This window comes from Pantoea sp. y20 (assembly GCF_054903455.1).
Map to the genome: position 1 here is coordinate 1,459,706 of NZ_CM142816.1, position 26,972 is coordinate 1,486,677.

Consider the following 26,972-nt stretch of genomic DNA (forward strand, 5'->3'; position numbering starts at 1 on the left):
CGGACCATGCTCAGGCAAAGTAGCAGATGGAATGTATGATGATTCTGGAACATATCGATATTCACGGTTTTCGCGGTATTAATCGGCTGTCATTGCCGTTGACCAACACCAATGTATTGATTGGGGAAAATGCCTGGGGTAAATCGAGCCTGCTCGATGCATTGACGCTGTTGCTGGCGCCCGCCGCCGAGCCTTATCAGTTTACCGAACACGACTTTCACTTCCCGCCCGGCGATATTGATGCCCGCATGCGCCAGTTGCAGCTGGTATTTCGTTTTCGTGCCCAGAGCGATGATGAGAGTGCGTTGTTTCAGCCTTTCTGGCAGCACGATGAGCATGGCCGCTATATCCGTTTCAGCACGCGTGCTAAACGTCAGGATCAGGGTGTAAAAACCAGCTGGCGTTTCATCGATCAGCATAACGATGTGTTGCCAGCGGCAGGCACTGACGCAGCGTTGGCACATCTGCGCGCTTATTATCCGGTATTGCGTTTACGCGATGCGCGTTTTGGCCGTCGTAACCGCCATGCTGACAGCGATGCGGAGCGGCGCGCGACGACGCTGACGGCATTGGCGCAGGAAGTGGAAAAGCTGACGCGCGATTTGGTGGTGCGTCCGCAAACGCTCAGCGACGATCTGCTGCGTCAGGGATTGCATACTATGCAGCAGCTGCTGGAACACTATTTTCTGGTGCAGCAGTCAGGCAGCAGCGCGCCGCGCGTGGCACCGGAAGTTCGCGATGGCAGCGAAGGCTGGCGATCGCTGGATAAACTTAATCACCTGATTGCCGGCACTGAATCACGCAGTCGTCAGGTGATTCTGCTGCGCATGTTCTCGCTGTTGATTCAGGCGCACGGCAACGAGCCGCTGCCGGCGGGTGCGCATCCGCTGCTGCTGGTGGAAGATCCGGAGACGCGGCTGCATCCCATTATGCTGTCGGTGGCGTGGAATTTACTGGAACTGATGCCGCTACAAAAAATCGCCACCACCAACTCGGGTGAACTGCTATCGCAGGTGCCGCTGGAAAATATGTGTCGGCTGGTGCGTGAACCCGCGCGGGTGGCGGCATGGCGCATTGGGCCAGAAGGTTTAAGCGCTGAAGAGAGTCGCCGTATCGGTTTCCACATCCGCGTGAATCGTCCTTCGGCGCTGTTTGCCCGCTGCTGGCTGCTGGTGGAAGGCGAGACCGAAGTGTGGATTATCAATGAACTGGCGCGGCAGCGTGGCTATCACTTCGCGGCGGAAGGAGTGAAAGTCATTGAGTTTGCGCAATCGGGCTTGAAACCGCTGCTGAAGTTCGCCCAACGCATGGGCATCGCCTGGCATGTGCTGACCGACGGCGACCAGGCGGGCAGCAAATATGCGGCGACTGCCCGCAGCCAGCTGCCGTCGGCGGCACGGGAAAGCGATCATCTCACGCAGTTTCCGGCACCGGATATTGAACATTTTCTCTATAAGCAGGGTTTCAGCGATATTTATTACCAGACGGCGCATCTGCCGTTAAACGCGCCGATGAACACGCGGCGTATTATTAGTAAAGCCATTCAGCACAGCTCGAAACCTGAGCTGGCGATTGCCGTCGCGATGGCTGCGGCTGAACGCGGGCCACAGGCGATTCCGCCGTTGCTGGATCAGCTGTTTGCGCGCGTGATGTGGTTGGCTCGCGGCCGGGCGGATTGAGGAAAGGGTGAGATGCGCCAAATAAAAATGCCAGCGTCTGCGGCTGGCATTTTTTTTCGGGAGTGGTCAGAATACGTGAAACAGCATGCGCGTTAAGCGACCGCGGCTTGCGTGGCTTCACAGGGCACGATCAGGCTGGCATGATTGCCTTTTGGTCCTTCATGGACATCAAACTGAACCTGCTGGCCAGCTTTCAGCGTTCTGTATCCCTCCATCTGAATCGTGGAGTAGTGTGCGAAGATATCGTCGCCGCCGCTAATCGGACAGATAAACCCGAAGCCTTTGGCGTTATTGAACCATTTTACTGTACCCGTCTCCATGCTTTTACTTCCCTCGCAAGACATTTTGATAAGTAGGTGAGGTCATCGAAGCTGTGAGTCGAGTTTGTTTAAAACTCAATCAGCTTGTGTTAGTAGAATGTAGAGAAACGGACCTTACCGTCAAGCAAACGGCCCTGGCGGACGGGGATAAATTCATCAAAATTTGAGGCAGTTAACGCTATTGCAAATTTTGTGATACAGGTCGCGCATGTGCTTTTAGGGCCAGTTTTTATCAACTGAAAACCGGCTTGACAGGCATGTTAAACTTTAGGAATGGGCGCAGAGATGTGCACAACCGTAACGCAGAATTTCGACGGAACATTATGGCAAACACAAACGACTGGATTAATTTTGAACATCTAGCCGAAGATAAAGTACGCGAAGGGTTAAAGCCGCCTTCAATGTATAAAGTCATTCTGAATAATGACGATTATACACCTATGGAATTTGTTATTGACGTTCTGCAAAAGTTCTTTTCTTATGATATTGAACGTGCAACGCAGCTGATGTTGAAAGTTCACTACCATGGAAAAGCAATCTGTGGTGTATTCACTGCAGAAGTGGCGGAGACCAAAGTAGCCCAGGTGAACAACTACGCGCGAGATAATGAACATCCGTTGCTGTGTACGCTAGAAAAAGCCTGAAGCCATCTCCATATAGGAGATAGGTTGTCAGAGCGATAATTGGGGGAGGTGCCAAATGCTCAATCAAGAACTGGAACTCAGTTTAAATATGGCTTTCGCCAGAGCGCGCGAGCACCGTCATGAGTTTATGACCGTCGAGCATCTGTTGCTGGCATTGCTCAGTAACCCGTCGGCCAGAGAGGCACTGGAAGCCTGTTCGGTGGATATCGTGGCTCTGCGTCAGGAACTCGAAGCCTTCATCGAACAAACCACGCCGGTGCTGCCTGCCAGTGAAGAGGAGCGCGATACCCAACCTACGCTCAGCTTCCAGCGTGTGCTGCAGCGCGCGGTATTCCACGTCCAGTCCTCCGGTCGCAGTGAAGTCGCAGGCGCGAACGTGCTGGTCGCGATTTTCAGCGAGCAGGAGTCGCAAGCGGCTTATCTGCTGCGCAAACACGAAGTGAGCCGTCTCGATGTGGTGAACTTCATCTCCCATGGTACGCGTAAAGACGAACCCGGCCAGCCGCAGAACAATGCGGAGAATCCGGTTAACGAAGAGCAAGCAGGCGGGGAGGATCGTATGGAAAACTTCACCACCAATCTTAATCAGCTTGCTCGTGTCGGCGGAATCGATCCGCTGATCGGCCGCGATAAAGAGCTGGAACGTACTGTTCAGGTGTTATGCCGTCGTCGTAAGAATAACCCGCTGCTGGTGGGGGAATCGGGCGTGGGTAAAACCGCGATTGCCGAAGGGCTTGCCTGGCGCATTGTGCAGGGCGACGTACCGGAAGTGATGAAAGAGTGCACCATCTATTCACTCGACATCGGTTCGCTGCTGGCGGGTACCAAATACCGTGGTGATTTTGAAAAACGCTTCAAAGCGCTGCTGAAACAGCTGGAGCAGGACAGTAACAGCATCCTGTTTATTGATGAAATTCATACCATTATCGGTGCCGGTGCGGCATCGGGTGGCCAGGTGGATGCGGCGAACCTGATCAAACCGTTGCTCTCCAGCGGCAAAATTCGCGTGATGGGTTCAACGACCTATCAGGAATTCAGCAACATTTTTGAGAAGGATCGTGCGCTGGCGCGTCGTTTCCAGAAGATCGATATCACCGAGCCTTCTGTGGAAGAGACCGTGCAAATTCTTAACGGCTTGAAACCGAAGTACGAAGCGCACCATGACGTGCGTTATACCGCCAAAGCGGTGCGTGCGGCGGTGGAGCTGGCGGTGAAGTACATCAACGATCGTCATCTGCCGGATAAAGCGATTGACGTGATTGACGAAGCCGGTGCGCGTGCGCGTCTGGTGCCCGTCAGCAAGCGTAAGAAAACCGTTAACGTTTCGGATATTGAAACGGTGGTGGCACGTATTGCGCGTATTCCTGAGCAGAGCGTGTCACAAACCGATCGTGATACGCTGAAAAATCTCGGCGATCGTCTGAAGATGCTGGTGTTTGGTCAGGATAATGCGATTGAAGCACTGACTGAAGCGATCAAAATGAGCCGTGCAGGTTTGGGCCAGGATCGTAAACCGGTCGGTTCCTTCCTGTTTGCGGGCCCAACCGGTGTCGGTAAAACAGAGGTTACCGTCCAATTGGCAAAAGCGCTGGGTATCGAGCTGCTGCGTTTTGATATGTCCGAGTATATGGAACGTCACACCGTCAGCCGTTTGATTGGTGCGCCTCCGGGCTACGTTGGCTTCGATCAGGGCGGTTTGCTGACGGATGCGGTAATTAAACATCCGCACGCTGTGGTGCTGCTGGATGAGATCGAGAAAGCGCACCCGGATGTCTTCAACTTGCTGCTGCAGGTAATGGACAACGGTATGCTGACCGATAACAACGGCCGTAAAGCAGATTTCCGCAATGTGGTGCTGGTGATGACCACCAACGCCGGTGTGCGTGAGACTGAACGTAAGTCGATTGGCCTGATTCATCAGGACAACAGCACAGACGCAATGGAAGAGATCAAAAAGATCTTCACCCCAGAGTTCCGTAACCGTCTCGACAACATTATCTGGTTCCGTCACCTGTCTCAGGAAGTGATTCATCAGGTAGTGGATAAGTTTATCGTCGAGTTGCAGGCTCAGCTGGATGCGAAGGGCGTATCGCTGGAAGTGAGCGATGATGCGCGCGATTGGCTGGCTGATAAAGGCTACGATAAAGCGATGGGTGCGCGTCCGATGGCACGTGCCGTACAGGAAAATCTGAAGAAACCGTTGGCGAATGAACTGCTGTTTGGTTCGCTGGTTGATGGTGGATCGGTATCAGTAGCGCTGGATAAAGATAAAAACCAGCTTACATACCACTTCCTGAGTGCGGAAAAACGTAAAACCGAAGGTACAGTACACTAAGCGTTTTGCAGATATGAAAAAGGCCGGATGCGAATCCGGCCTTTTTTTTGCGCTAAGTTTGTGCCATCAGCGCGAGATAGAAATATCTACTTAGCGACTACGGAAGACAATGCGGCCTTTGCTCAGGTCGTACGGGGTCAACTCGACAGTCACTTTGTCGCCCGTCAGGATGCGGATATAGTTTTTGCGCATTTTACCGGAGATATGAGCGGTAACCACGTGCCCGTTTTCAAGCTCTACGCGGAACATGGTGTTCGGTAACGTATCCAGTACGGTACCTTGCATTTCAATATTGTCTTCTTTGGCCATCGAATCCTCTGGGTGTACTACCAAACTGTTGAACCGGCAAGATAATGCCGAATTCCATGATTTATGTAAAGAACCGTTGATGATTTTGCCAACGCTTCGCCGTGCGTCGCGCCGTTGCGCGTGCAGTACGGATAAATTAGGGTGTTTTTTGACGTCTGCGGGGGATTAGCGGGCTAAGAATCTGTAGCAATCGGCATCAGTTGCACAATCAAAACAGCTTCGGGAAATGTGTGAGATTCCCAACCTGGCAATTCCGGCTCGCCACAGCGAAGCGCGGACGACATACCAAACTCGCTTATTGTATCACTTTTGTCGGGAATTGTGTGCAAAACATCGGTGACCGATGTCAAAAAAGGGTTTGTGTGTGCCAGCAACTCTCGGAAACCGGTTGCCACGCCAGCGTTTGCACGTACTGCAGATAATCAACGCGAGGAATTTCCACCGCACCGAGGGACGCGGTATGCGGATTCAGCACCTGACAATCAATCAGCCGGCCCTGATGCGCCAGAAAATGTTGTGCGAACACCCAGAGCGCGGTTTTCGAGGCATTTTCCTGACGGCTGAACATCGATTCACCGCAAAAAATTTGCCCCAGCGCCAGGCCATACATCCCGCCGACCAGTTGCTGCTCGCACCAGACTTCAATCGAATGTGCATGGCCCAGTTCGTACAACCGCAACCACGCACGTTTCACTTCGAAAGTGATCCATGTCCCTTCCTGACGGCCGCTGGCGCAGCCTTCCAGCACCTGCGGAAACGCATGATTCATGGTGACGCGATACGGTGAGCGCTTATGGAAGCGCGCCATACTGCGGCTGAGATGGAAAGATTCTGGCAGCATGACCGCGCGGGGATCCGGCGACCACCAGAGAATCGGATCGCCAGGAGAAAACCACGGAAAAATGCCTCGCTGATAAGCATTCATCAGGCGGGCAGGGGAGAGATCGCCGCCCATCGCCAATAATCCATTGGGCTCGCGCAGCGCCATTTCCGGTGGTGGGAAATTTAATGAATCTCGTGAAAGCTGTATCAGTCTCATTGCATCAATCACACTCAGGGCTGTTGGCTAAGACTATAGCGTAAAGCGCTGATGGAAACGCCAGTAGCGGCCTGCTTTTGAGATTAATTCGGCGTGCGAACCGGATTCGATAATTTGTCCCTGATCCATAACGCAAATGCGGTCCATGGCGTCTAAACCACTTAAGCGATGCGTCACCATAATCAGCGTCTTGCCGCGGGTGACGTGTTGCAATAACGCCAGAATTTGCTGCTCGGTGTTGGCATCCAAACCTTCGGTGGGTTCATCCAGCAGCCACAAATCGCCATCATGCAGCAGGGCGCGTGCTATCGCCAGACGACGCAGTTCGCCGCCGGACAACGGTCGACCGCCGTCGCCCATCCACGCATTCAATCCTTCGCTGTGTTCGGCGAGATGGGCCAGACCCACCTTGTTCAACGTATCAACCAGTTGCTCATCGCTGGCATCGGGTTTTGCCAGCAGGAGATTGTCGCGCAGCGTTTGGCTGAACAGATGCACGCGCTGTGTTACCACGCTAATGCGGCGACGCAACGAAGCTTCATCCCAGGCGGCGAGATCGCTATCGTTGAGGCTAATTGAACCTTGCTGCGCTTCCCAACCGCGGGTAATCAGCGCCAGCAGACTGGATTTGCCGCAGCCGGTTGGACCGAGCAGCGCCAAATGCTCACCTGCATTTAACGATAGGGAAAAATGCTGCAACACCGGTTCGGGGCGCTGCGGATAGCTGAAGCGGATGTTTTCCATTTTCAGGCTGATACCTGATGGGCTACTGATTTTTGCGCTGGGAAAACGGATCGCGGCGGGCTGTTCAATGATTTCCTGTACCCGCTTAGCGGCGCTGGTCACCTGCGACAGCGGCAGAAACGCTCCGGCAACCGGGGCCAGCGCTTCAAACGCCGCCAGTCCGCAGAACACAAACAGCGCGATCAATGCGCCCGGCGAACTGTTTCCACCCACGCCATTCGCGGAAATCCATAGCAACAGCGTAACCGTCGCGCCGCTGATGACCAGCAACAGACTTTGCGCCAGTGCCTGCAGGCAATGTTGTCTGCGTTGCGCCTGTTGCCACTTCTGTTCATCGCTATCAAGTTGGTCGCGCCACTGTTGTGCTGCACCATAAATTTTCAGCTCAGACAGGCCAGTAATCCAGTGCGTCAACTGCACGCGCCAACTGGCCTGATGCTGGGCGATTTGGTGTCCGGCTGAGGTGCCAAGCCGCCAGAACAGCGGCGGCATGAGCAGCAGCGTCAAAAGCATCATACCGCCGAGCAGCAAAGCTAACGGTACATCCAGCAGCGCCAAACCGCAGGTGACCACCACAATTACCACCGCTGCACCGATTAACGGCGAGATCACACGCAGGTAAAGATGATCGAGTGTATCCACGTCGCTGACAAAACGGTTGAGCAATTCGCCATGACGAAAACGAGCCAGCTGTTCCGGCGATAGGGCGATGACTTTGCTGAAGGTGAATACGCGCAAATGTTGCAGCACGCGGAAGGTGGCATCGTGGCTCACGAGGCGCTCAAAATAACGTGCAGCCGTGCGCGTGATCGCCGCGCCTCGCACGCCGGCAGCGGGCAACATATAGTTGAACGTATAAAGTCCCGCTACGCCCGCCAGCGAAGAGGCGGCAAGGAACCAGCCGGATAAAGTCAGCAATCCGATACTGGCAAGCAAAGTGATAATGGCGAGAATGATGCCAAGTCCCAAACGCCATGGATGACGGCTAAACAGACGCAGGAAAGGCAATAAATTATTCATTATGCGATCTCCTTCCGACGATGCTGCGCCATTTCACGCAAAGGTCCATCTTGTTCAATCAGCTGCTGCCAGGGACCTTGTTGCACCAGTTGCCCGGCCTGCATCACCCACACTTCATCCCAGCTAGCGAGCTCGTTGAGTTGATGCGTGATCATTAGCGTGGTTTGCTGGGTGGCCGCCTGCTGCAGTGCGCGGATAACATGTTGCTCACTTTGGCTATCCAGCCCAGAACCGGGCTCATCAAGCAATAGCAGTTGTGCCGGTTTAAGCAGCGCACGCGCCACGGCAATACGCTGCGCCTGACCGACGGAAAGCCCCACGCCGCCATCGCCTAAAAGAGTATCTAATCCGTTTGGCAGACGATCTAAAAACTCGTCAACGCCCGCGCGCTGCAGAACCGACATGAGCGTCGCGTCATTAATGGGGCTATTAAGCAGCAGGTTTTCGCGTAGCGTTTGCGCGGGTAAATGCGGATTTTGGCCAACCCAGGCAATATATTGTTGCCAGCTATCGCGGTTGATATCACGCAGCTCCTGCCCATTAACCTGCAGTGAACCTTGATAAGGCAGGAAACCCAGCAAGACGTTCATCAGCGCGGTTTTGCCTGCACCGCTTTGTCCTACCAGCGCCACACGACTACCAGTATCGAGAGTGAAATTGAGCGATTGAGAGAGCGCTTCACCGCCAGCAGTCATGACCACCAAATTCTGAGCCTGAATATGCAGCGGTGTAGTGAGAGAAAGCTCGCGAGAAGCGTGCTCTTCGTGTGGATCGGGACTTTCGCGTAGAAACTGGTCCAGCGCATCAGCTCCGCCAATCGCTTGCGCTTTGGCGTGATAAAAGGTGCCTAAGTCGCGCAACGGCTGGAAAAATTCAGGCGCCAGAATAAGTGCCAGGAAACCAGCAAACAGCGTTACACCGGTGCTGTAATGACCAAAATTCAGTTCGCCGAGATAAGAGAAACCGAAATAGACCGCGACGACAGCAATCGCCAGTGAGGCAAAAAATTCCAGCACGGCAGATGAGAGAAACGCCAGGCGCAACACTTCCATAGTGCGTTGCCGAAAATCGGTGGTGCTGGCGGCAATTGCTTCTTGCTCTGCCGCAGCGCGATAGAACAGGCGCAGCGTTTCACGTCCACGCAGACGATCGTAAAAATCACCACTTAGCCGGGCGAGAGCAACAAAGTTGCGGCGATTGGCATCTGCAGCGCCCATGCCAACCATCGCCATAAATAGGGGAATCAGTGGCGCGGTGACCAGCAGAATCAATCCCGCCGCCCAGTTAATTGGAAAAATGGCGATCAATATGGCTAACGGAATAAAGAGTGCCAGCGACATCTGAGGCAGATACCGCGCGTAGTATTCCTGCATCTCTTCGATTTGTTCGAGCAGCAGCGTAGCCCAACTGCCTGCTGGCTTACCTTGAATCCAGGCGGGACCGAGCACATTGAGTCGATCCAGAACCTGCTGACGCAGCGCACGGCGAATGGCAACGCCGGCGCGATGTCCTGCCATTTCGCGGGCGTAATGCAATCCGGCGCGCAAAACAAAGCACAGCAGCAGCAACAGAAAATCGGTGAGCAGTGATGCGCGCGGTTGCTGTGCGACAAGCAGATTTTGCAGCAGCGAAGCCAGTAACCAGGCTTGGGCGATAATGACCAATGTGCCAGCAAAACCCAGCAGCGAAGCCGCACGTAAGTTGCGCGCACCGTGATGACGTTGCTGACGGAGCCAGCGGAGAAGTTCTTGTTGCCGTGATTTGTTCATGCGATGCCGTTTGGTAACTCAAAAGAGATGTAAATCCCGGATGAAAACCCAGCAATATCGGGCGCGTGAACTGTAGCACGCAGGTAACAAAAAAGGCGACCAAAACTGGCCGCCTTTTAGCGATTATGATCAGGTTATTAACAACTTACTTATCGTTTTTAACCAGTCCATCGAGGAAGCGTTCCGCATCCAACGCCGCCATACAGCCGGTACCGGCAGAGGTAATTGCCTGGCGATAAATATGATCCATCACATCGCCGGCAGCGAACACGCCTGGGATGCTGGTTTGCGTGGCGTTGCCGTGCAGACCAGACTGCACTTTGATGTAGCCATTTTCCAAATCCAGCTGACCATCAAAAATTGCGGTATTTGGACTGTGGCCGATGGCGACAAACAAACCAGCGACGTCCAGTGATTCAGCCGCTTCACCTTTGGTAGACAGCAGTTTCAAGCCCGTCACGCCCATTTGATCGCCAACCACTTCATCCAGCGTGCGGTCGGTGTGCAGCACGATGTTGCCATTGCGCACTTTTTCCATCAGACGGTCAATAAGGATTTTCTCAGCGCGGAAACTGTCGCGACGGTGAATCAGATGCACTTCTGCAGCAATGTTAGCCAGATAAAGCGCTTCTTCAACGGCAGTGTTACCGCCACCAATGACGGCAACTTTCTGATTGCGGTAGAAGAAGCCGTCGCAGGTCGCACAAGCAGAGACGCCTTTGCCTTTGAACGCTTCTTCTGATGGCAATCCGAGATAACGTGCCGATGCGCCAGTGGCGATGATCAACGCATCAGCAGTGTATTCACCGCTGTCGCCGACCAGACGGAACGGACGGTTCTGCAAATCGACGGTATGAATGTGGTCAAAAATGATCTCGGTGTTGAATTTCTCGGCATGCTCCTGCATGCGCTCCATCAACGCTGGACCGGTCAGATCGTTTGCATCGCCTGGCCAGTTCTCCACTTCGGTGGTGGTGGTGAGCTGACCTCCTTTCTCCAGTCCGGTAATTAACACCGGATTCAGGTTAGCGCGCGCTGCATATACCGCAGCAGTATAACCGGCAGGGCCGGAGCCCAGAATGAGCAGCTTACTGTGTTTGGCCGTACTCATGCGTTCCTCAATTTTTTTCTGACAACATAGTTTTTGATTGTAGGGAAATTAACGCCGCAAAAAAAGGCTCCAGCAATTTTGTTAACAATCACTGCGAGCGGCGTAGACGATGAGTGCAAGTTTTGCACGCGCGTTGCGCCAAAAGGGGGCAATGCTCGGCAATTAGTGGTGCAGCAGCATAAAAATTCTCATTTAAAAACAGCAACCCAGAACTCTATCTGGCATCTTGTACTGAATTTGGATGTTTTACTTTGACAATCGCCTGCGCTTTTGCGAAAACATTGGGAGAAGCAGAGAATATTTAGCGATTCAAAACAGAATTTCATTTCTGTTTTGGGCTTTTTAGCCGAATAAACTCAGCCTGACATTGGTAGTGACGCATGATGTGGACAGACAACATGCGTCATACGGATGGACGCGTTACTGCACAGGCTTATGGTCTTCACTTCAGTAAGGCCCTGAACAATGAGCGTTTTCAGGGTGTGGCAGGTAAAGGGAAGGAATTAAGAGAGACAATAATAATGGTAGACAATAAGAAACGCCCCGGAAAAGATTTAGATCGTATCGACAGAAATATTCTGAATGAACTGCAGAAAGACGGTCGAATTTCTAATGTCGAGCTTTCCAAACGTGTTGGATTATCGCCAACTCCATGTCTTGAGCGCGTGCGCCGCCTCGAGCGTCAAGGCTTCATTCTGGGCTACACCGCGCAGCTCAACCCGCATTATCTGGATGCTTCACTGCTGGTTTTCGTTGAGATTACTCTGAATCGTGGTGCGCCAGATGTGTTTGAACAATTTAACGCCGCCGTTCAAAAACTTGAGGAAACTCAAGAATGTCACCTCGTTTCCGGTGATTTTGACTACCTGCTGAAAACCCGCGTACCGGATATGTCCGCTTATCGTAAATTGCTGGGTGAGACCTTGCTGCGTCTGCCGGGCGTAAACGACACCCGAACTTACGTGGTGATGGAAGAGGTCAAACAGAGCAATCGTCTGGTGATCAAAACCCGGTAGTGCAGGGCAGGTGCAAAGCTTGCAGGATTTCGGTACACTCCTGTGAATTCATACAGGACCAGCGTCGGGCATGCCCGACGTTGTTGCCTTCTTAATTTACAGGCACCTGGAGAGTTCTCTTGAGCCAGGAATATACAGAAGATAAAGATGTTTCGTTACAACCGCTGAGCAGTGGACGTCGTCTGCTGGAAGCGTTGCTCATTCTTGTGGCCTTGTTCGCCATCTATTTGATGGTGTCGCTGGTTAGTTTTAACCCGTCAGATCCAAGCTGGTCACAAACCGCATGGCACGAACCTATCCATAATCTGGGTGGTAGCGTCGGCGCATGGCTGGCCGATACGCTATTGTTCATCTTTGGCGTGATGGCCTACGCCATTCCTCCCGTCATTATTGGTCTGTGTTGGATCACCTTCCGCCAACGCGATCGTCAGGATTACATCGACTACTTTGCCGTTGGTTTACGCCTGATTGGCGTGCTGGCCTTGGTGGTAACGACCTGTGGTCTGGCGGCGCTCAACGTAGATGACATCTGGTATTTTGCTTCCGGCGGCGTAATCGGCAGCCTGGTCAGCAATGCGATGGCGCCGTGGTTCAGTTCGGCTGGCGGCACCTTGACGCTGCTGTGCGTCTGGGCTGCCGGCATCACGCTTTACACCGGATGGTCATGGCTGACGATTGCCGAGAAGATCGGCGGCGTGGTGATGGGTGTTCTGACCTTTGCCAGCAACCGTTCACGACATGACGAACCCTGGCAGGAAGAAGAATACGACGACGAAGAGCTTGCTGATGAGGTGTCGCCTCCGATGCATGCTGCACAGTCCGTTAATGACGACGATGATGTCTTGTTAGCTAAACCGCGCAAGGTGAGCGAACCGGTTGCTGCGGAGTTGGGCGACGATCCGCTGCTGGCGAAGGCGAGTGCGGCAACTGCCGCTGCAATTGCGGTTACTACGCAAGCTGCACAGCAAACTCCAGCTGCACAGCAAACTCCAGCTGCACAGCAAACTCCAGCTGCTATGCAGCCTGCTCCAGCCGCATCTGCCGAACCCGACGCAATGCCACGCGTTGCCGAAGCCACGGCTCAGTCGACTCCGGCTCCTCAGCCTGTTGCTGCAGCGCAACAACCAATCGCGCAGCCTTCTGCTCCGCTCTATCGTTTCGAGATGCCAGGTGAAGCAGCACCTTCACCGTTTTCGCCGGCTGATGATGATGAGGGCCCGAGCATGGGCAACTGGCAGGATGCCGCTTCATCTTCTGCACCTTTAAACAGTCTCGCCGCCGCTTCACTTGCCGCTGGAGCAGTCAAAGCAGCGACATCACCTGCTGCTTATTCACCTGCCTTCGATATCGTACCCGAGCGTGATTATAACCCGCAGGTGAAGCAGGGCATTGGTCCAGAGTTGCCGCGTCCAAACAAAGTTAAGTTGCCAACACGACGTGAGTTAGCTTCGTACGGCATTAAGTTGCCTTCGCAGCGTATGGCGGAAGAGCAGGCTAAAGATGCTGAGCAGCAACAGCCAGAAGTCACTGCGTCTTACAGCGTTCCTCCACAGGAACAGGATGTTGAGCTGCAAGAGGCGCAGTTGCGTGAAGCCTTCGCGTCGCAGCAGCAGAATCGTTACGGTGAAAGCTGGCAGGAAGCGTCTGAGCCTGATGATGAGGATGCATTGCAGCAGGCTCAACTTGCACGCCAGTTCGCCGATCAGCAGCAGCAACGCTATACCGAACCTGAAGTGAAGGAAGCACCGGTATTTAATCTGGATACGTCGTCTGCTTTTGATTTTTCACCAATGAAAGATTTGGTCGACGATAGCCCGAGCGAGCCACTGTTCACTATTTCTGCATCGCCAGAGCCGGAAGAGCCCGCGCCGTGGCAACAACCTGCTGCGCCGGAGCCAGCGGCAATGCCGTCGTTGAGTGCTGAATCCAGCCCATGGTCGTCGCCGGAACAGGAAGCTTATTCTGCGCCGCCTGCACCAGTGAAACCTGCTGCGCCGGTGCAGGACAGCTTGTTCCATCCGTTCCTGGTTCGCCATGAACAGCCGCTGGAAAAACCTTCTACGCCGCTGCCCACGCTGGATCTGCTCACGTCACCACCGGCAGAAGAAGAGCCGGTGGATATGTTTGCGCTGGAGCAAACCGCGCGGCTGGTTGAAGCACGCCTGGCTGATTATCGAGTGAAGGCGGAGGTTGTAGGTATTTCACCTGGTCCGGTCATTACCCGCTTCGAGCTCGATTTAGCGCCAGGCGTTAAAGCTTCCCGTATTTCTAACTTGTCGCGTGACCTGGCGCGTTCTCTGTCTGCGGTTGCCGTGCGCGTGGTGGAAGTGATTCCAGGCAAGCCTTACGTCGGGCTTGAACTGCCAAATAAACATCGTCAAACCGTTTATCTGCGCGAAGTACTGGATTGCCCTAAATTTCGTGAAAACCCGTCACCGCTTGCAGTGGTGTTGGGTAAAGACATTGCTGGCCAGCCGGTGGTGGCTGATTTGGCGAAAATGCCGCACTTGCTGGTTGCCGGTACCACCGGTTCCGGTAAATCAGTGGGCGTTAACACCATGATCATTAGCATGCTGTATAAAGCCACGCCGGAAGAAGTGCGCTTTATCATGATCGACCCGAAAATGCTCGAGCTGTCAGTCTACGAAGGCATCCCTCACTTGCTGACCGAAGTGGTTACAGACATGAAAGATGCGGCCAATGCGCTGCGCTGGAGTGTTGGTGAAATGGAGCGTCGCTATAAACTGATGTCTGCGCTGGGCGTGCGTAATCTGGCCGGCTATAACGAGAAGATTGAGCAGGCTGCCGCGATGGGTCGACCGATTCCGGATCCGTTCTGGAAACCGGGCGATAGCATGGACACCACACCGCCGGTGCTGGAAAAACTGCCTTATATCGTGGTGCTGGTCGATGAATTTGCCGATCTGATGATGGCGGTCGGTAAGAAAGTCGAAGAGTTGATTGCTCGTCTGGCACAGAAAGCGCGAGCGGCGGGTATTCACTTGGTGCTGGCGACACAGCGTCCGTCGGTTGATGTGATTACCGGCCTGATCAAAGCCAACATCCCGACGCGTATCGCCTTCACCGTTTCCAGCAAGATCGACTCTCGTACCATCCTCGATCAGGGCGGTGCAGAATCGCTGCTGGGGATGGGTGACATGCTGTACATGCCGCCAAACTCCTCAATGCCTGTACGTGTGCATGGTGCATTCGTGCGCGATCAGGAAGTGCATGCGGTGGTTCAGGACTGGAAAGCACGCGGTCGTCCGCAATACATCGAAAGCATTACTGCTGGTGAAGAGAGTGAGAGCGCAGCTGGCGGAATGATGGGCGATGAAGAGCTGGATCCGCTGTTTGATCAGGCGGTCTCTTTCGTAGTGGAAAAACGTCGTGCCTCCATTTCTGGGGTTCAACGCCAGTTCCGTATCGGATATAACCGTGCCGCACGTATCATCGAGCAGATGGAAGCGCAGGGCATCGTTTCTGAACCGGGACATAACGGCAACCGCGAAGTGCTTTCGCCGCCGCCACACGAGATGTAATTTATCGCGTGCAGTTGTCTGCTTATGGGCCAGTTAACACTGGCCCATTGTTTATCTGTTGGTCGATCCCCATATCTTCGGGAGCTTTCGGCTTTTTCTCCTGTCGAAGAGATAGGATGGCAACTACGTTTAATGCTGTAAGTGTCGGGAAACAATGAATAAGGAATCGAATCAGATGAAATTACGCGTTATTGCCTGTGGCCTGTTGGCCAGTTTTGTTTCCGCATCAGTATTGGCGGATGCGTCCAGCGATCTGCAACAGCGTCTTAATAAAGTGAACAGCTTCCATGCCAGCTTCAGTCAGAAAGTGACCGATGGCAGCGGTGCCAACGTGCAGGATGGTGAAGGCGAGCTGTGGGTGAAGCGCCCAAGCTTGTTTAACTGGCACATGACCGCGCCGGATGAAAGCGTAATTATTTCTGATGGCAAAAATCTGTGGTTCTACAATCCCTTCGTTGAACAAGCCAGCGTTAGCCTGTTGCAAAATGCAGCCAGTAATACGCCGTTTATGCTGATTGCGCGTAATCAGCCAAGCGACTGGAAACAGTACAACATCAAGCAGCAGGGCGATAACTTCGAGCTAACGCCAAAGAGCAGTGATGGCAACCTCAAGCAGTTCACCATCAATGTGACATCGTCTGGCACCATCAATAAGTTCAGCGCGATTGAGCAAGATGGTCAGCACAGCGATTATCAGCTGAAGAGCCAAAACAACGGCGCTATTAGCCCAGACAAATTCACCTTTACGCCGCCAAAAGGGGTAACGGTGGACGATCAACGTCAGTGAGGTCACGGTGAGTAACCTGTCTCTGGATTTCGCTCCATCGAATGAGTTTCAGCCGCTGGCCGCGCGTATGCGGCCGGCGACGCTGCAACACTACATTGGGCAACAGCATTTGCTGGCGCCCGGTAAACCGCTGCCGCGCGCCATTGAGGCCGGGCATCTGCATTCGATGATTTTGTGGGGACCGCCTGGGACAGGTAAAACGACATTAGCCGAGATTATCGCCCATTACGGTAAAGCTGATGTTGAGCGCATTTCTGCTGTCACTTCTGGCGTGAAAGAGATTCGTGAAGCGATCGAGCGTGCCCGACAAAATCGTCAGGTGGGTCGACGCACCATCCTGTTTGTCGACGAAGTCCATCGCTTTAACAAAAGTCAGCAGGATGCTTTCCTGCCGCATATTGAAGATGGCACCATTACGTTTATTGGTGCCACCACTGAAAATCCCTCGTTTGAACTCAATTCCGCGCTGCTATCCCGTGCCCGCGTATATTTACTCAAGTCTCTTACCACTGCTGATATTGAACAGGTTCTGCTGCAGGCGATGCAGGATGACGAACGCGGTTATGGCAAAAGCGATATTGTGCTGCCGGATAATACGCGCCGTATGATAGCGGAACTGGTTAACGGTGATGCGCGTCGGGCATTGAATACGCTGGAAATGATGGCGGATATGGCTGAAAGCAATGCCGAAGGCCAGCGTGAATTAACGCCACAATTACTCAACGAAGTTTCCGGTGAAAGAGCGGCGCGTTTTGATAACAAAGGCGATCGTTTCTACGATCTGATCTCCGCTCTGCACAAGTCTGTTCGCGGTTCAGCACCTGATGCGGCACTTTACTGGTATGCAAGAATCATCACCGCCGGCGGCGATCCGCTGTATGTCGCACGCCGTTTGCTGGCTATCGCCTCGGAAGATGTGGGTAACGCCGATCCGCGCGGCATGCAGGTTGCGCTAGCGGCCTGGGATTGCTTTACGCGCGTCGGTCCAGCCGAAGGCGAAAGGGCGATTGCGCAGGCGATTGTTTACCTTGCTAGTGCACCCAAAAGTAATGCCGTTTACACCGCTTTCAAAGCCGCGATGCGCGATGCGCGCGAATTTCCTGACTACGATGTGCCGGAACATTTACGCAACGCCCCAACCAAATTGATGAAAGAGATGGGGCTGGGCAAAGAGTATCGTTATGCGCACGACGAGACTAACGCCTATGCCGCTGGCGAAGTCTATTTCCCGCCTGAAATGGCGCAGACGCGCTACTATCAACCGACTAATCGCGGGCTCGAAGGGAAAATTGGCGAAAAACTCGCCTGGCTGGCTGAGCAGGATCAAAATAGCCCGATAAAACGCTACCGCTGATAAACACCTTACGGTAAGGTGAGCAAGGATTTCATTGCATTCCATAGGGATGCAAGTCCCGCCATTCGTTCAATCAACCTTTTATTACACAGGATTAGCATGCTCGATCCCAACCTGCTGCGTAACGAGCCAGACGCAGTCGCAGAAAAACTGGCACGCCGAGGATTTAAACTGGATGTGGAAACCTTACGTTCGCTTGAAGAGCGTCGTAAAGTCTTGCAGGTAGAAACTGAAAATCTGCAGGCTGAGCGTAATTCCCGATCCAAATCCATCGGTCAGGCCAAAGCACGTGGGGAAGACATCGAGCCGCTGCGTCAGGAAGTGAACGCGCTGGGCGAACGCCTGGATGCGGCTAAAGCAGAACTGGATGCCCTGCAGAACGAAATTCGTGACTTTGCCCTCGCATTGCCAAACCTCCCGGTTGACGAAGTCCCGTTGGGTAAAGATGACAGCGAGAACCAGGAAGTCAGCCGCTGGGGCCAGCCGCGCCAGTTCGATTTCCCGGTGAAAGATCATGTTGAGCTGGGTGAAGCCGCCAAAGGTCTGGACTTTGCCGCCGCGGTGAAATTGACGGGTTCACGTTTCATTGTGATGCAGGGCCAGATTGCGCGTCTGCACCGTGCGCTTAGCCAGTTTATGCTTGACCTGCACACGCAGCAGCACGGTTATCTTGAAACCTATGTTCCTTATCTGGTGAATCAGGAAACGTTGTATGGCACCGGACAGCTGCCGAAGTTTGGTGAAGATTTGTTCCATACCAAGCCGCTGGGCGAAGAAGCGGGTAGCAGCAACTATGCGCTGATCCCTACCGCTGAAGTGCCGCTGACCAATCTGGTGCGTGATGAGATCGTTGAAGAAGAATCTCTGCCGCTCAAACTTGCTGCGCATACGCCATGCTTCCGTTCTGAAGCCGGTTCGTACGGGCGCGATACGCGTGGTTTAATCCGTATGCACCAGTTCGATAAAGTGGAAATGGTGCAGATTGTGGCGCCTGAAACCTCCATGGATGCACTGGAAGAGTTGGTGGGCCATGCAGAGAAAGTGCTTCAGTTGCTCAATCTGCCATACCGTAAAGTGCTGCTTTGTACCGGCGATATGGGCTTTGGCTCTTCCAAGACCTACGACCTGGAAGTTTGGCTGCCAGCACAGGATACCTATCGTGAAATCTCCTCTTGCTCCAACATGGGTGATTTCCAGGCTCGTCGTATGCAGGCGCGCTGCCGTAGCAAAACCGACAAGAAACCGCGTTTGGTGCACACGCTGAACGGTTCTGGTCTGGCAGTGGGTCGTACTCTGGTGGCTGTGCTTGAAAACTATCAGCAAGCAGATGGCCGCATTGAAGTGCCAGAAGTACTGCGTCCTTATATGGGCGGACTGGAATTCGTTGGCTAATCAACGCGCAATTATATAAGCCCGGCAATGCCGGGTTTTTTGTTTCTTAAGCGGCAAAATAATTATTTTTTAGTCGGAATTAATAAGAAATAAACGTTATCGACAAGAAATGACTATTAACCATTAAAAATCGTAAATTCAAATAGATAGATGCCAGACTTGTACCCCTCATCATGCTTCTAACCCTCTGAAGATAAAAAAAATAAATTGTTCCGCAGCAAATCGTGCGGCGACGAATTTTTGCACATTGACTTTACGATAGCCGATGGCAAACTGCGCGCAATTATCGTCATTTCTTTTGGTTTTATTCCCTATGTCAACCTGGTCGCGCCCCGTCGTTTTGCTGCTTTGCGGCTTAATGCTTATGACGGTGTCTATCGCTGTGCTTAATACGCTGGTACCGCTCTGGCTTACCCATGATCAATTGCCAACCTGGCAAGTGGGAATGGCTAGCTCATCGTATTACACCGGAAACTTGCTGGGCACCTTGCTCGCGGGCTGGTTGATTACTCGTTATGGTTTTAATCGCTGTTTTTACCTCGCCAGCGTGCTTTTTGCCGTAGCGACCATGGGCATGGTGATACTGGATGGTTTCTATAGCTGGACATTACTGCGCTTTACCGCAGGTGTCGGTTGTGCACTGATTTGGGTGGTGGTTGAGAGTGCCTTGTTATGCAGCGGTACCGTGCGTAATCGCGGTCAGTTGCTGGCGGCTTATATGATCATCTATTACCTCGGCACTGTTGCAGGCCAGTTGCTGGTGAGCCGCGTGTCAACCGAGCTGCTCCACGTGATTCCATGGGTGACTGCACTGATTATCTGTGCGGTATTGCCGGTAGTATTTGTGCATGTCAATTCCAGCGCTGCGACAGAAGAAGCTTCAACGGGGCGCCTTTGGGTTATGTTGCGTCGTCGTAGTTCTCGTCTTGGCATCAATGGCTGCATTATTTCCGGTATCGTTCTCGGCTCACTTTATGGCTTGATGCCATTGTATCTGTCACATCAGGGCATGAGTGATGCAAACGTCGGATACTGGATGGCGTTACTGGTCAGCTCCGGCATTGTCGGTCAGTGGCCGGTAGGACGTTTAGCCGATCGCTTTGGTCGCCTGATGGTACTGCGTGTGCAAGTGTTTGTGGTTATCCTGGGTGCGATTGCTATGTTAGGTGATACTGCGATGGCACCAGCGCTGTTTGTGCTGGGTCTTGCGGGTTTTACACTTTATCCGGTGGCGATGTCCTGGGCGTGCGAAACCGTCGCGCATCATGAGTTAGTGGCAATGAATCAGGCGTTACTGTTTAGCTATACCGTGGGCAGTTTGGTGGGGCCGGGAATGACGTCAATGCTGATGCAGAATTACTCTGACCGCCTGCTGTTTGTGATGATTGCTGCAGTTGCACTGGTTTATCTGGTGATGTTACTGCGCAAAGCCGATCATCAGGCTACGCCGGTCGCACATGCTTAACGCATTCCCATGAAATAGTAAAAAGGGGAGCCGGCGGCTCCCCTTTTGTTTGCGGTTAATACATCACTTCATGGCCATAGCTGGCGAGGATATTCTTCACTCGCTCCATGGTTTCCTTGCTCGGCGGCTTAACACCATCCAGCTTGTACTCTTCGCCCATGGCGATCCATTTGTGTTTGCCTAACTCGTGGTAAGGCAGCAATTCGATCTTCTCTATGTTATCCATATCTTTGGTGAACTCACCCAAGCGATGAACGGAGTCATCATCATCGGAGTAGCCAGGCACCACTACAAAGCGGATCCAGGTGCGTTTGCCTCTCTTCTGCAGATAGCGCGCAAAGTCCAGCGTACGATGATTGGAAACGCCCACCAGAATCTGATGCACATCATCGTTAATCTGTTTCAAATCGAGCATTACCAAATCAGTGGCATCAAGCAATTCATCGATCACCGGATCGTAGCGACGAACAAAGCCGTTGGTGTCGAGACAGGTATGAATGCCTTCTGCCTGGCAAGCGCGGAACCAGTCACGCACGAACTCCGCTTGTAAGATCGCTTCGCCACCCGACGCCGTCACGCCGCCGCCAGATGCATTCATGAAGTGACGATATGAGAGCGCATCCTTCATCAACTCTTCAACGGTAACTTCTTTACCGCCATGCGTGTCCCACGTATCGCGGTTATGGCAATACAAGCAGCGCATGAGGCAGCCCTGAAAAAAGGTAATGAAGCGGATGCCTGGGCCGTCAACGGTGCCGCAGGATTCAAAGGAGTGGATACGACCGATGGTTGACATTGCGATGAGTTCTCCAGGTGAGCCTGAATATCAGGCAACACAATCTATGTTGTGCTCTAAAAGTGAAAGTCGATTTTGCCAGGTCGCCAGCACCAGCAAACTGGCAAAACGGACTTGTGGAGAAAAGGCTCCCGCAGGAGCCTTTCAATCTCAGTGAACTACGATTACAGCGACTGAGTGAACGTACGGGTAATTACATCTTTCTGCTGCTCTTTGGTGAGCGAGTTGAAGCGCACAGCATAACCGGATACGCGAATGGTCAGCTGCGGATACTTCTCAGGATGTTCCATCGCATCCAGCAACATCTCACGGTTCATCACGTTAACGTTCAGATGCTGACCGCCCTCAATATTGGCTTCATGGTGGAAATATCCATCCATCAGGCCAGCAAGATTGGTTTTACGCACGTTATCATCTTTACCCAGCGCATTTGGCACGATGGAGAAAGTATAAGAGATGCCGTCTTTCGCGTAAGCAAAGGGCAGTTTCGCGACGGAGGTCAGTGAAGCCACCGCACCTTTCTGATCACGGCCGTGCATTGGGTTAGCACCCGGACCGAATGGCGCACCCGCACGACGTCCGTCTGGCGTATTACCGGTTTTCTTACCGTAAACCACGTTAGAAGTGATGGTCAGCACTGACTGCGTTGGCACCGCGTTACGGTAGGTTTGCAGTTTCTGAATTTTCTTCATGAAACGTTCAACCAAATCGCACGCCATGTCATCAACGCGAGAGTCGTTGTTACCAAACTGCGGATATTCGCCTTCAATTTCAAAGTCTACTGCGAGACCATCTTCATCACGGATGGTTTTCACTTTGGCGTATTTGATGGCAGAAAGTGAGTCAGCCGCAACAGACAGACCCGCGATACCACAGGCCATGGTGCGATAAACGTCACGATCGTGCAGCGCCATCAGTGAAGCTTCGTAGCTGTACTTATCGTGCATGTAGTGAATGATATTCAGGGAGGTGACGTACTGCTTAGCCAGCCAATCCATGAAGTGATCCAGGCGCTCCATCACGATGTCGTAATCAAGAATCTCGTCAGTGATTGGTGCTTCTTTCGGACCCACCTGCATTTTCAGTTTTTCATCAACGCCACCGTTGATTGCGTACAGCAGGGTTTTTGCCAGGTTGGCACGCGCACCGAAGAACTGCATCTGCTTACCGACAATCATTGGGCTAACGCAGCAGGCGATAGCATAGTCATCGTTGTCGAAGTCAGGACGCATCAGGTCATCATTCTCATACTGCAATGAGGATGTATCGATAGACACTTTTGCGGCGTATTTCTTAAAGTTAACCGGCAGTTTTTCTGACCACAGGATGGTCATATTTGGCTCCGGAGATGGCCCCATGGTGTAAAGCGTATTCAGGAAACGGAAGGTGCTTTTAGTCACCAGAGTACGACCATCGACGCCCATACCCGCCAGTGATTCTGTTGCCCAGATTGGGTCACCGGAGAACAGCTCATCGTATTCAGGCGTACGCAGGAAGCGCACCATACGCAGTTTCATCACCAGATGGTCAATCAGTTCCTGTGCTTCTTCTTCAGTCAGTTTTCCGGCCTGAATATCGCGCTCGATATACACATCAAGGAAGGTGGATACGCGACCAAAGGACATTGCCGCACCGTTCTGAGATTTCACCGCCGCGAGATAGCCATAGTAAGTCCACTGAACGGCTTCTTGAGCATTGGTAGCGGGCAGCGAGATATCTGAACCATACTTCGCAGCCATCTCTTTGATCTGACCCAGTGCGCGGTGCTGTTCAGAGATCTCTTCACGCAGGCGAATGGTGGCTTCGAGGTCAACGCCATTCTCCATATCGCTCTGCAGAGAATTGAACTGCGCAACTTTGTCTTTCATCAGAAAATCGATGCCGTACAGCGCAACGCGGCGATAGTCACCGATGATACGACCGCGGCCATAGGCATCCGGTAAACCCGTCAACACGCCTGATTTACGGCAGCGCATGATGTCAGGGGTGTAAACATCGAACACGCCCTGGTTATGGGTTTTGCGGTAATCAGTGAAGACTTTTTTCAGCGCGGGATCAAGTTCGCGGCCATAAACCTTGCAAGAACCCTCAACCATTTTGATGCCGCCAAACGGGATGATGGCACGTTTCAAAGGTGCTTCAGTTTGCAGACCAACGATTTTTTCCAGCGATTTGCTGATGTAGCCGGCATCGTGAGAGGTGATGGTTGAAGCCAGATCGGTGTCAAAATCTACCGGCGCGTGGGTGCGGTTCTCGATTTTGATGCCTTCAAGTACGCTGTCCCACAGCTTAGTTGTGGCCGGCGTCGCGCCAGCGAGGAAGGATTCGTCGCCTTCATACGGTGTGTAGTTTTTCTGGATAAAGTCACGGACGTTGACGCTGTTCTGCCATTCGCCGGCGCTAAATCCTTCCCAGGCTGACGCCATTTTTTCATTCAGTTCGGACATGATATACCTGCCTTATTTAGGGAGACTTTGACGTATGGCGCGCTGACTCAGCACGCCCGTACCAATTCATTAATGCACCGGCTCATCGCCACGCAGATAGATTACCCAGTAGGTCAAACCGACTAATAATCCGCCGCCAATAATGTTGCCGATGGTCACGGGAATCAGGTTGTTAACAATAAAGTCACTAACGCTTAGTGATGGGAACTGTGCTGCGCTTGCACCAGCCATTTGCCAGAATTCCGGGCTGGAAAAATCACGGATAACGATGGCCATCGGGATAAGGAACATGTTGGCAATACTATGTTCAAAACCGCAGGCAACAAACATCGCCACCGGTAGGATCATCGCAAACATTTTGTCCATCAGACTGCGGCCGGAATAACTCATCCATACCGCCAGGCAAACCATCAGGTTGGCGAGCGTGCCGAGACTCACTGCTTCAATAAAGGTGTGATGCATTTTATGGTCAGCGGTTTGCAGGACATTCAAACCCCAGGCACCATTCGCCACCATGTGTTCACCGGCTAACCAGATCAGCGCGACAAAGAACAGCGCACCAAACAGGTTACCGATATAGACCGTCAACCAGTGTCGACCGAGTTGCAGCCAAGTGATACGGCCGCTGGCTTTTGCTACCACGATCAAAACAGTTGAGGTGAACAGGTCAGCACCGCACACCACGACTAACATTAAACCGAGCGAGAAACAGATACCGCCGATCAGTTTTGCTATGCCGTAGGGCATTGCTCCACTTCCGGTGGTCGCAGTGATATAGAAGACAAATGCGATTGAGATAAATACGCCAGCAGTGATGGCAAGGAAGAAGGTGGTTAAAGGACGTTTAGTAGCTTTATATATGCCGGCTTCTTCTGCAACTTTCGCCATTGCCGCCGGTAATAATGAATTAAAAGGGTTGTCAGCTTTCACACTAACGCTCTCCAAAAATTGCCTGTAAAGATATTAACAAAGGAGTATAGGTCAGAAATTGATGTGGATCATATTTGACCGGAAGGTCGTTGATAAGCGAAGCGTAAATGCGGCTGAGTGCTGCTTAAATTATTGAATTTATTGTAATAAATAATTTTTAATTTATGCAAAATAAGTTGAAGGTGGCTGTGGCAAGACTAGATTTTGTTAAATATCATTAACGATTAAAGCTGAATTGTTATTTAATAATGCACTTAAATCTCTTTGTATGATCAATATAAAAAAATGGCACTGATTGTTTTCAGTGCCATTGACCAATACCCTAATTTCAATAAATGGAAATTTAAGCGTTAAGACTATTTTTGTGACCAATAACGACGTTTAGCTGTCTGCAGCTTTTCATAGGCAGCGAGTAATGATTGATGCGCAGGGAAAGCTTTCAAATCCAAATCGACCGCTTGCAATCCATAGAAGGGCGCTTCGCCACTGATTGCCGCTGAAGCAGCCTCAACAGCAGCCTGGCCGTACATACGAATAAAGGCGCGATGATATTGTAGCGGATCGCGTTCCTCTTCCATTGCCAGCAGCAGCAAGGTTTGCAGACAGCGGTAGTAGTTTGCGCGCTCTTCACTAAAGATGGACTGATTAAACTCCATCGTCCATTCAGTCCAGATCAGAGCCTGATCCAGGTCGCCGCCGGCCAGCGCCAGCATGGCTTTCAGCTCGCCAATACGTAGCGTGTACCAGCCATTGTCTTTGCCTGATGCCAGACCCAGCAGCTCGCGCACGCGAGTAAAGTCATCATGACCTTCCTCATCCAGTTGCACAATCAGCTCGAGATAGGCTTCGGGTTCCCATTGGCTGTCTTGCAGCGCCAGCAGGGTTTTGCGCAGTGGTGCGCCCATGCTGTTATTTGCCAGCAGCAGATCTTCTGCTGGATAAATATCAGACATGCCCGGCACGATAATGCGGCAAGCGTAAACACTCAGATGTTCATAGTCAGCGATATAGACTTCTTTATCTTCCGCACGGAAGATCGCCATTAGCGTATCAAACTCTTCGTGAGTGGTACCCGCAAAGCTCCAGTCGACGAAAGGATAATCGGCATCGTCTTTAAACATATCCCATGAAATCAGACCGCTTGAATCGATGAAATGCGTTTCCAGGTTAGCGTGTTCCGCTACCTCTTCATCATCGAACGTCGGCGGTGTGAACACGTCGAGATCTTTCAGACCACGGCCCTGCAGCAGTTCAGTAACGGTTCGCTCAAGTGCGACGCCAAAGTCCGGATGTGCGCCAAACGAAGCGAAGCAGGTACCATTTGCTGGATTGAACAGCACAACGCAGATAACCGGGTATTTGCCGCCGAGTGACGCATCGTATGAGAAGATTGGGAAACCTTCTGCTTCCAGACGTTCAATTGCTTCAATTACGCCAGGATAACGCTGCATCACCTCTGCTGGAATTTCTGGCAGGCTGATGGATTCGGCGATGATGCGATTCTTAATATGACGCTCAAACACTTCAGAAAGACCCTGCACACGCGCTTCGTTCGCAGTGTTACCGGCAGACATACCATTCGAAACGTACAGATTACCGATGATGTTCATCGGGATATACACTGTTTGCTGGTCAGATTGACGGGTAAATGGCAGGCCACAAATTCCACGCTCGTCATTGCCGGATTGCAGATCAATCAGCTCAGAAGCACCCAGGCTCTCATCAGGATCATAGAACTTGCGCAGGCGCGCATCCAAAATGCCTTCTGGCAGGCTGTCGTCCTCGGTGAGCGGGAACCATTTTTCATTTGGATAGTGAACAAAATCGCCATTAGCGATGGATTCACCCAACCAGAAATCGGCGAAGAAATAGTTAGTAGAGAGGCGCTCAAAATATTCGCCCAGCGCTGAAGCCAGAGCGGCTTTTTTGCTAGCACCTTTGCCATTTGTAAAGCACAGCGGGCAGTCGCGATCGCGAATGTGTACTGACCAGACGTGTGGCACCGGATTCAGCCAGGAAGCTTCTTCAATGTTGAAACCAAGGTCTTGCAGTTTCTGCTGAAAGCGAGCAATGGAATCTTCCAGTGCGGCGTCTTTTCCGGGGATAAACGTTTGCGTCATGGTGGCGCTCTCTTAAGTCAATGGGGTGGGCGTAAAGCGCGCAATAATACGGGTTTTATGCGTGCTTCGCTATTCAGTCAGCCAAATTTATCTCAGACTGGTTAAGGTTGTTACGCCATTCCGCTTGCCGATTTTTCTTTCTGGAACAACCTC

19 protein-coding genes are annotated in these 26,972 nt (G+C 52.4%); 9 read left to right on the forward strand and 10 right to left on the reverse strand.

Annotated features, from left to right (window positions below; all coding sequences use genetic code 11):
- Positions 1-38: 38 nt before the first annotated feature.
- Positions 39-1,679 (forward strand): ATP-dependent nuclease, encoded by a 1,641-nt coding sequence (locus tag ACYAC5_RS06770; RefSeq protein WP_277974912.1) that lies wholly within the window; start codon positions 39-41, stop codon positions 1,677-1,679.
- A gap of 92 nt (positions 1,680-1,771) precedes the next feature.
- Here ACYAC5_RS06770 and cspD read toward each other — a convergent pair whose 3' ends face one another.
- Positions 1,772-1,999, reverse strand: a complete 228-nt coding sequence (cspD, locus tag ACYAC5_RS06775) for a cold shock-like protein CspD (protein WP_007887624.1) — start codon at positions 1,997-1,999, stop codon at positions 1,772-1,774.
- A gap of 323 nt (positions 2,000-2,322) precedes the next feature.
- Between cspD and clpS the strand changes: the two genes are divergently transcribed.
- Together clpS and clpA are read left to right on the forward strand one after the other, a co-directional pair.
- Positions 2,323-2,643 (forward strand): ATP-dependent Clp protease adapter ClpS, encoded by a 321-nt coding sequence (gene clpS, locus ACYAC5_RS06780; protein WP_462062641.1) that lies wholly within the window; start codon positions 2,323-2,325, stop codon positions 2,641-2,643.
- A 55-nt stretch (positions 2,644-2,698) separates the two neighbouring features.
- Positions 2,699-4,978: an ATP-dependent Clp protease ATP-binding subunit ClpA gene (gene clpA, locus ACYAC5_RS06785; protein WP_064740732.1), complete on the forward strand. Its 2,280-nt coding sequence runs from the start codon at positions 2,699-2,701 to the stop codon at positions 4,976-4,978.
- A 90-nt stretch (positions 4,979-5,068) separates the two neighbouring features.
- Here clpA and infA read toward each other — a convergent pair whose 3' ends face one another.
- From infA to trxB, 5 genes are all read right to left on the reverse strand, one after another.
- Positions 5,069-5,287, reverse strand: a complete 219-nt coding sequence (gene infA / locus ACYAC5_RS06790; RefSeq protein WP_002211347.1) for a translation initiation factor IF-1 — start codon at positions 5,285-5,287, stop codon at positions 5,069-5,071.
- A gap of 346 nt (positions 5,288-5,633) precedes the next feature.
- Positions 5,634-6,326, reverse strand: a complete 693-nt coding sequence (gene aat, locus ACYAC5_RS06795) for a leucyl/phenylalanyl-tRNA--protein transferase (protein ID WP_101760971.1) — start codon at positions 6,324-6,326, stop codon at positions 5,634-5,636.
- Between the two features lie 33 nt (positions 6,327-6,359).
- Complete coding sequence (gene cydC / locus ACYAC5_RS06800) at positions 6,360-8,090, reverse strand: heme ABC transporter ATP-binding protein/permease CydC (RefSeq protein ID WP_277974701.1); 1,731 nt, start codon at positions 8,088-8,090, stop codon at positions 6,360-6,362.
- Positions 8,090-9,859 (reverse strand): heme ABC transporter permease/ATP-binding protein CydD, encoded by a 1,770-nt coding sequence (gene cydD, locus ACYAC5_RS06805; protein WP_462062646.1) that lies wholly within the window; start codon positions 9,857-9,859, stop codon positions 8,090-8,092. The genes cydC and cydD overlap by 1 nt, the downstream gene beginning before the upstream one ends.
- Positions 9,860-10,004: 145 nt before the next feature.
- A complete protein-coding gene (gene trxB / locus ACYAC5_RS06810; protein WP_061717155.1) occupies positions 10,005-10,970 on the reverse strand; it encodes a thioredoxin-disulfide reductase in 966 nt (321 codons plus the stop codon).
- A gap of 521 nt (positions 10,971-11,491) precedes the next feature.
- On the opposite strand from trxB, the gene lrp reads away from it, so the two are divergent.
- The 6 genes from lrp to ACYAC5_RS06840 all read left to right on the forward strand — a co-directional run bounded on the left by lrp (position 11,492) and on the right by ACYAC5_RS06840 (position 20,526).
- A complete protein-coding gene (gene lrp / locus ACYAC5_RS06815) occupies positions 11,492-11,986 on the forward strand; it encodes a leucine-responsive transcriptional regulator Lrp (protein WP_006118610.1) in 495 nt (164 codons plus the stop codon).
- 119 nt (positions 11,987-12,105) lie between these two features.
- Positions 12,106-15,528, forward strand: coding sequence for a DNA translocase FtsK 4TM domain-containing protein (locus tag ACYAC5_RS06820; protein WP_277974703.1), 3,423 nt, complete (start codon positions 12,106-12,108; stop codon positions 15,526-15,528).
- A 175-nt stretch (positions 15,529-15,703) separates the two neighbouring features.
- Entirely contained in the window at positions 15,704-16,315 is a 612-nt protein-coding gene (gene lolA / locus ACYAC5_RS06825) for an outer membrane lipoprotein periplasmic chaperone LolA (RefSeq protein ID WP_008102417.1), read from the forward strand.
- Positions 16,316-16,322: 7 nt separating this feature from the next.
- Positions 16,323-17,669, forward strand: a complete 1,347-nt coding sequence (locus tag ACYAC5_RS06830; RefSeq protein ID WP_110865839.1) for a replication-associated recombination protein A — start codon at positions 16,323-16,325, stop codon at positions 17,667-17,669.
- 99 nt (positions 17,670-17,768) lie between these two features.
- The gene (gene serS / locus ACYAC5_RS06835; protein WP_101760965.1) at positions 17,769-19,061 is read left to right on the forward strand and encodes a serine--tRNA ligase; all 1,293 of its coding nucleotides are present in this window, start codon (positions 17,769-17,771) and stop codon (positions 19,059-19,061) included.
- 313 nt (positions 19,062-19,374) lie between these two features.
- Positions 19,375-20,526 carry an MFS transporter gene (locus ACYAC5_RS06840; RefSeq protein ID WP_110865841.1) on the forward strand — a complete coding sequence of 384 codons (1,152 nt, stop codon included), beginning with the start codon at positions 19,375-19,377 and terminating at the stop codon, positions 20,524-20,526.
- A 55-nt stretch (positions 20,527-20,581) separates the two neighbouring features.
- On the opposite strand, the gene pflA is transcribed toward ACYAC5_RS06840, so the two are convergent.
- From pflA to ycaO, 4 genes are all read right to left on the reverse strand, one after another.
- Positions 20,582-21,322, reverse strand: a complete 741-nt coding sequence (gene pflA / locus ACYAC5_RS06845) for a pyruvate formate lyase 1-activating protein (protein WP_101760963.1) — start codon at positions 21,320-21,322, stop codon at positions 20,582-20,584.
- Between the two features lie 164 nt (positions 21,323-21,486).
- Positions 21,487-23,769: a formate C-acetyltransferase gene (pflB, locus tag ACYAC5_RS06850; protein ID WP_101760962.1), complete on the reverse strand. Its 2,283-nt coding sequence runs from the start codon at positions 23,767-23,769 to the stop codon at positions 21,487-21,489.
- Between the two features lie 69 nt (positions 23,770-23,838).
- Positions 23,839-24,699: a formate transporter FocA gene (gene focA / locus ACYAC5_RS06855; protein ID WP_101760961.1), complete on the reverse strand. Its 861-nt coding sequence runs from the start codon at positions 24,697-24,699 to the stop codon at positions 23,839-23,841.
- A 356-nt stretch (positions 24,700-25,055) separates the two neighbouring features.
- The gene (ycaO, locus tag ACYAC5_RS06860) at positions 25,056-26,819 is read right to left on the reverse strand and encodes a 30S ribosomal protein S12 methylthiotransferase accessory factor YcaO (RefSeq protein ID WP_462062649.1); all 1,764 of its coding nucleotides are present in this window, start codon (positions 26,817-26,819) and stop codon (positions 25,056-25,058) included.
- Positions 26,820-26,972 lie beyond the last annotated feature (153 nt).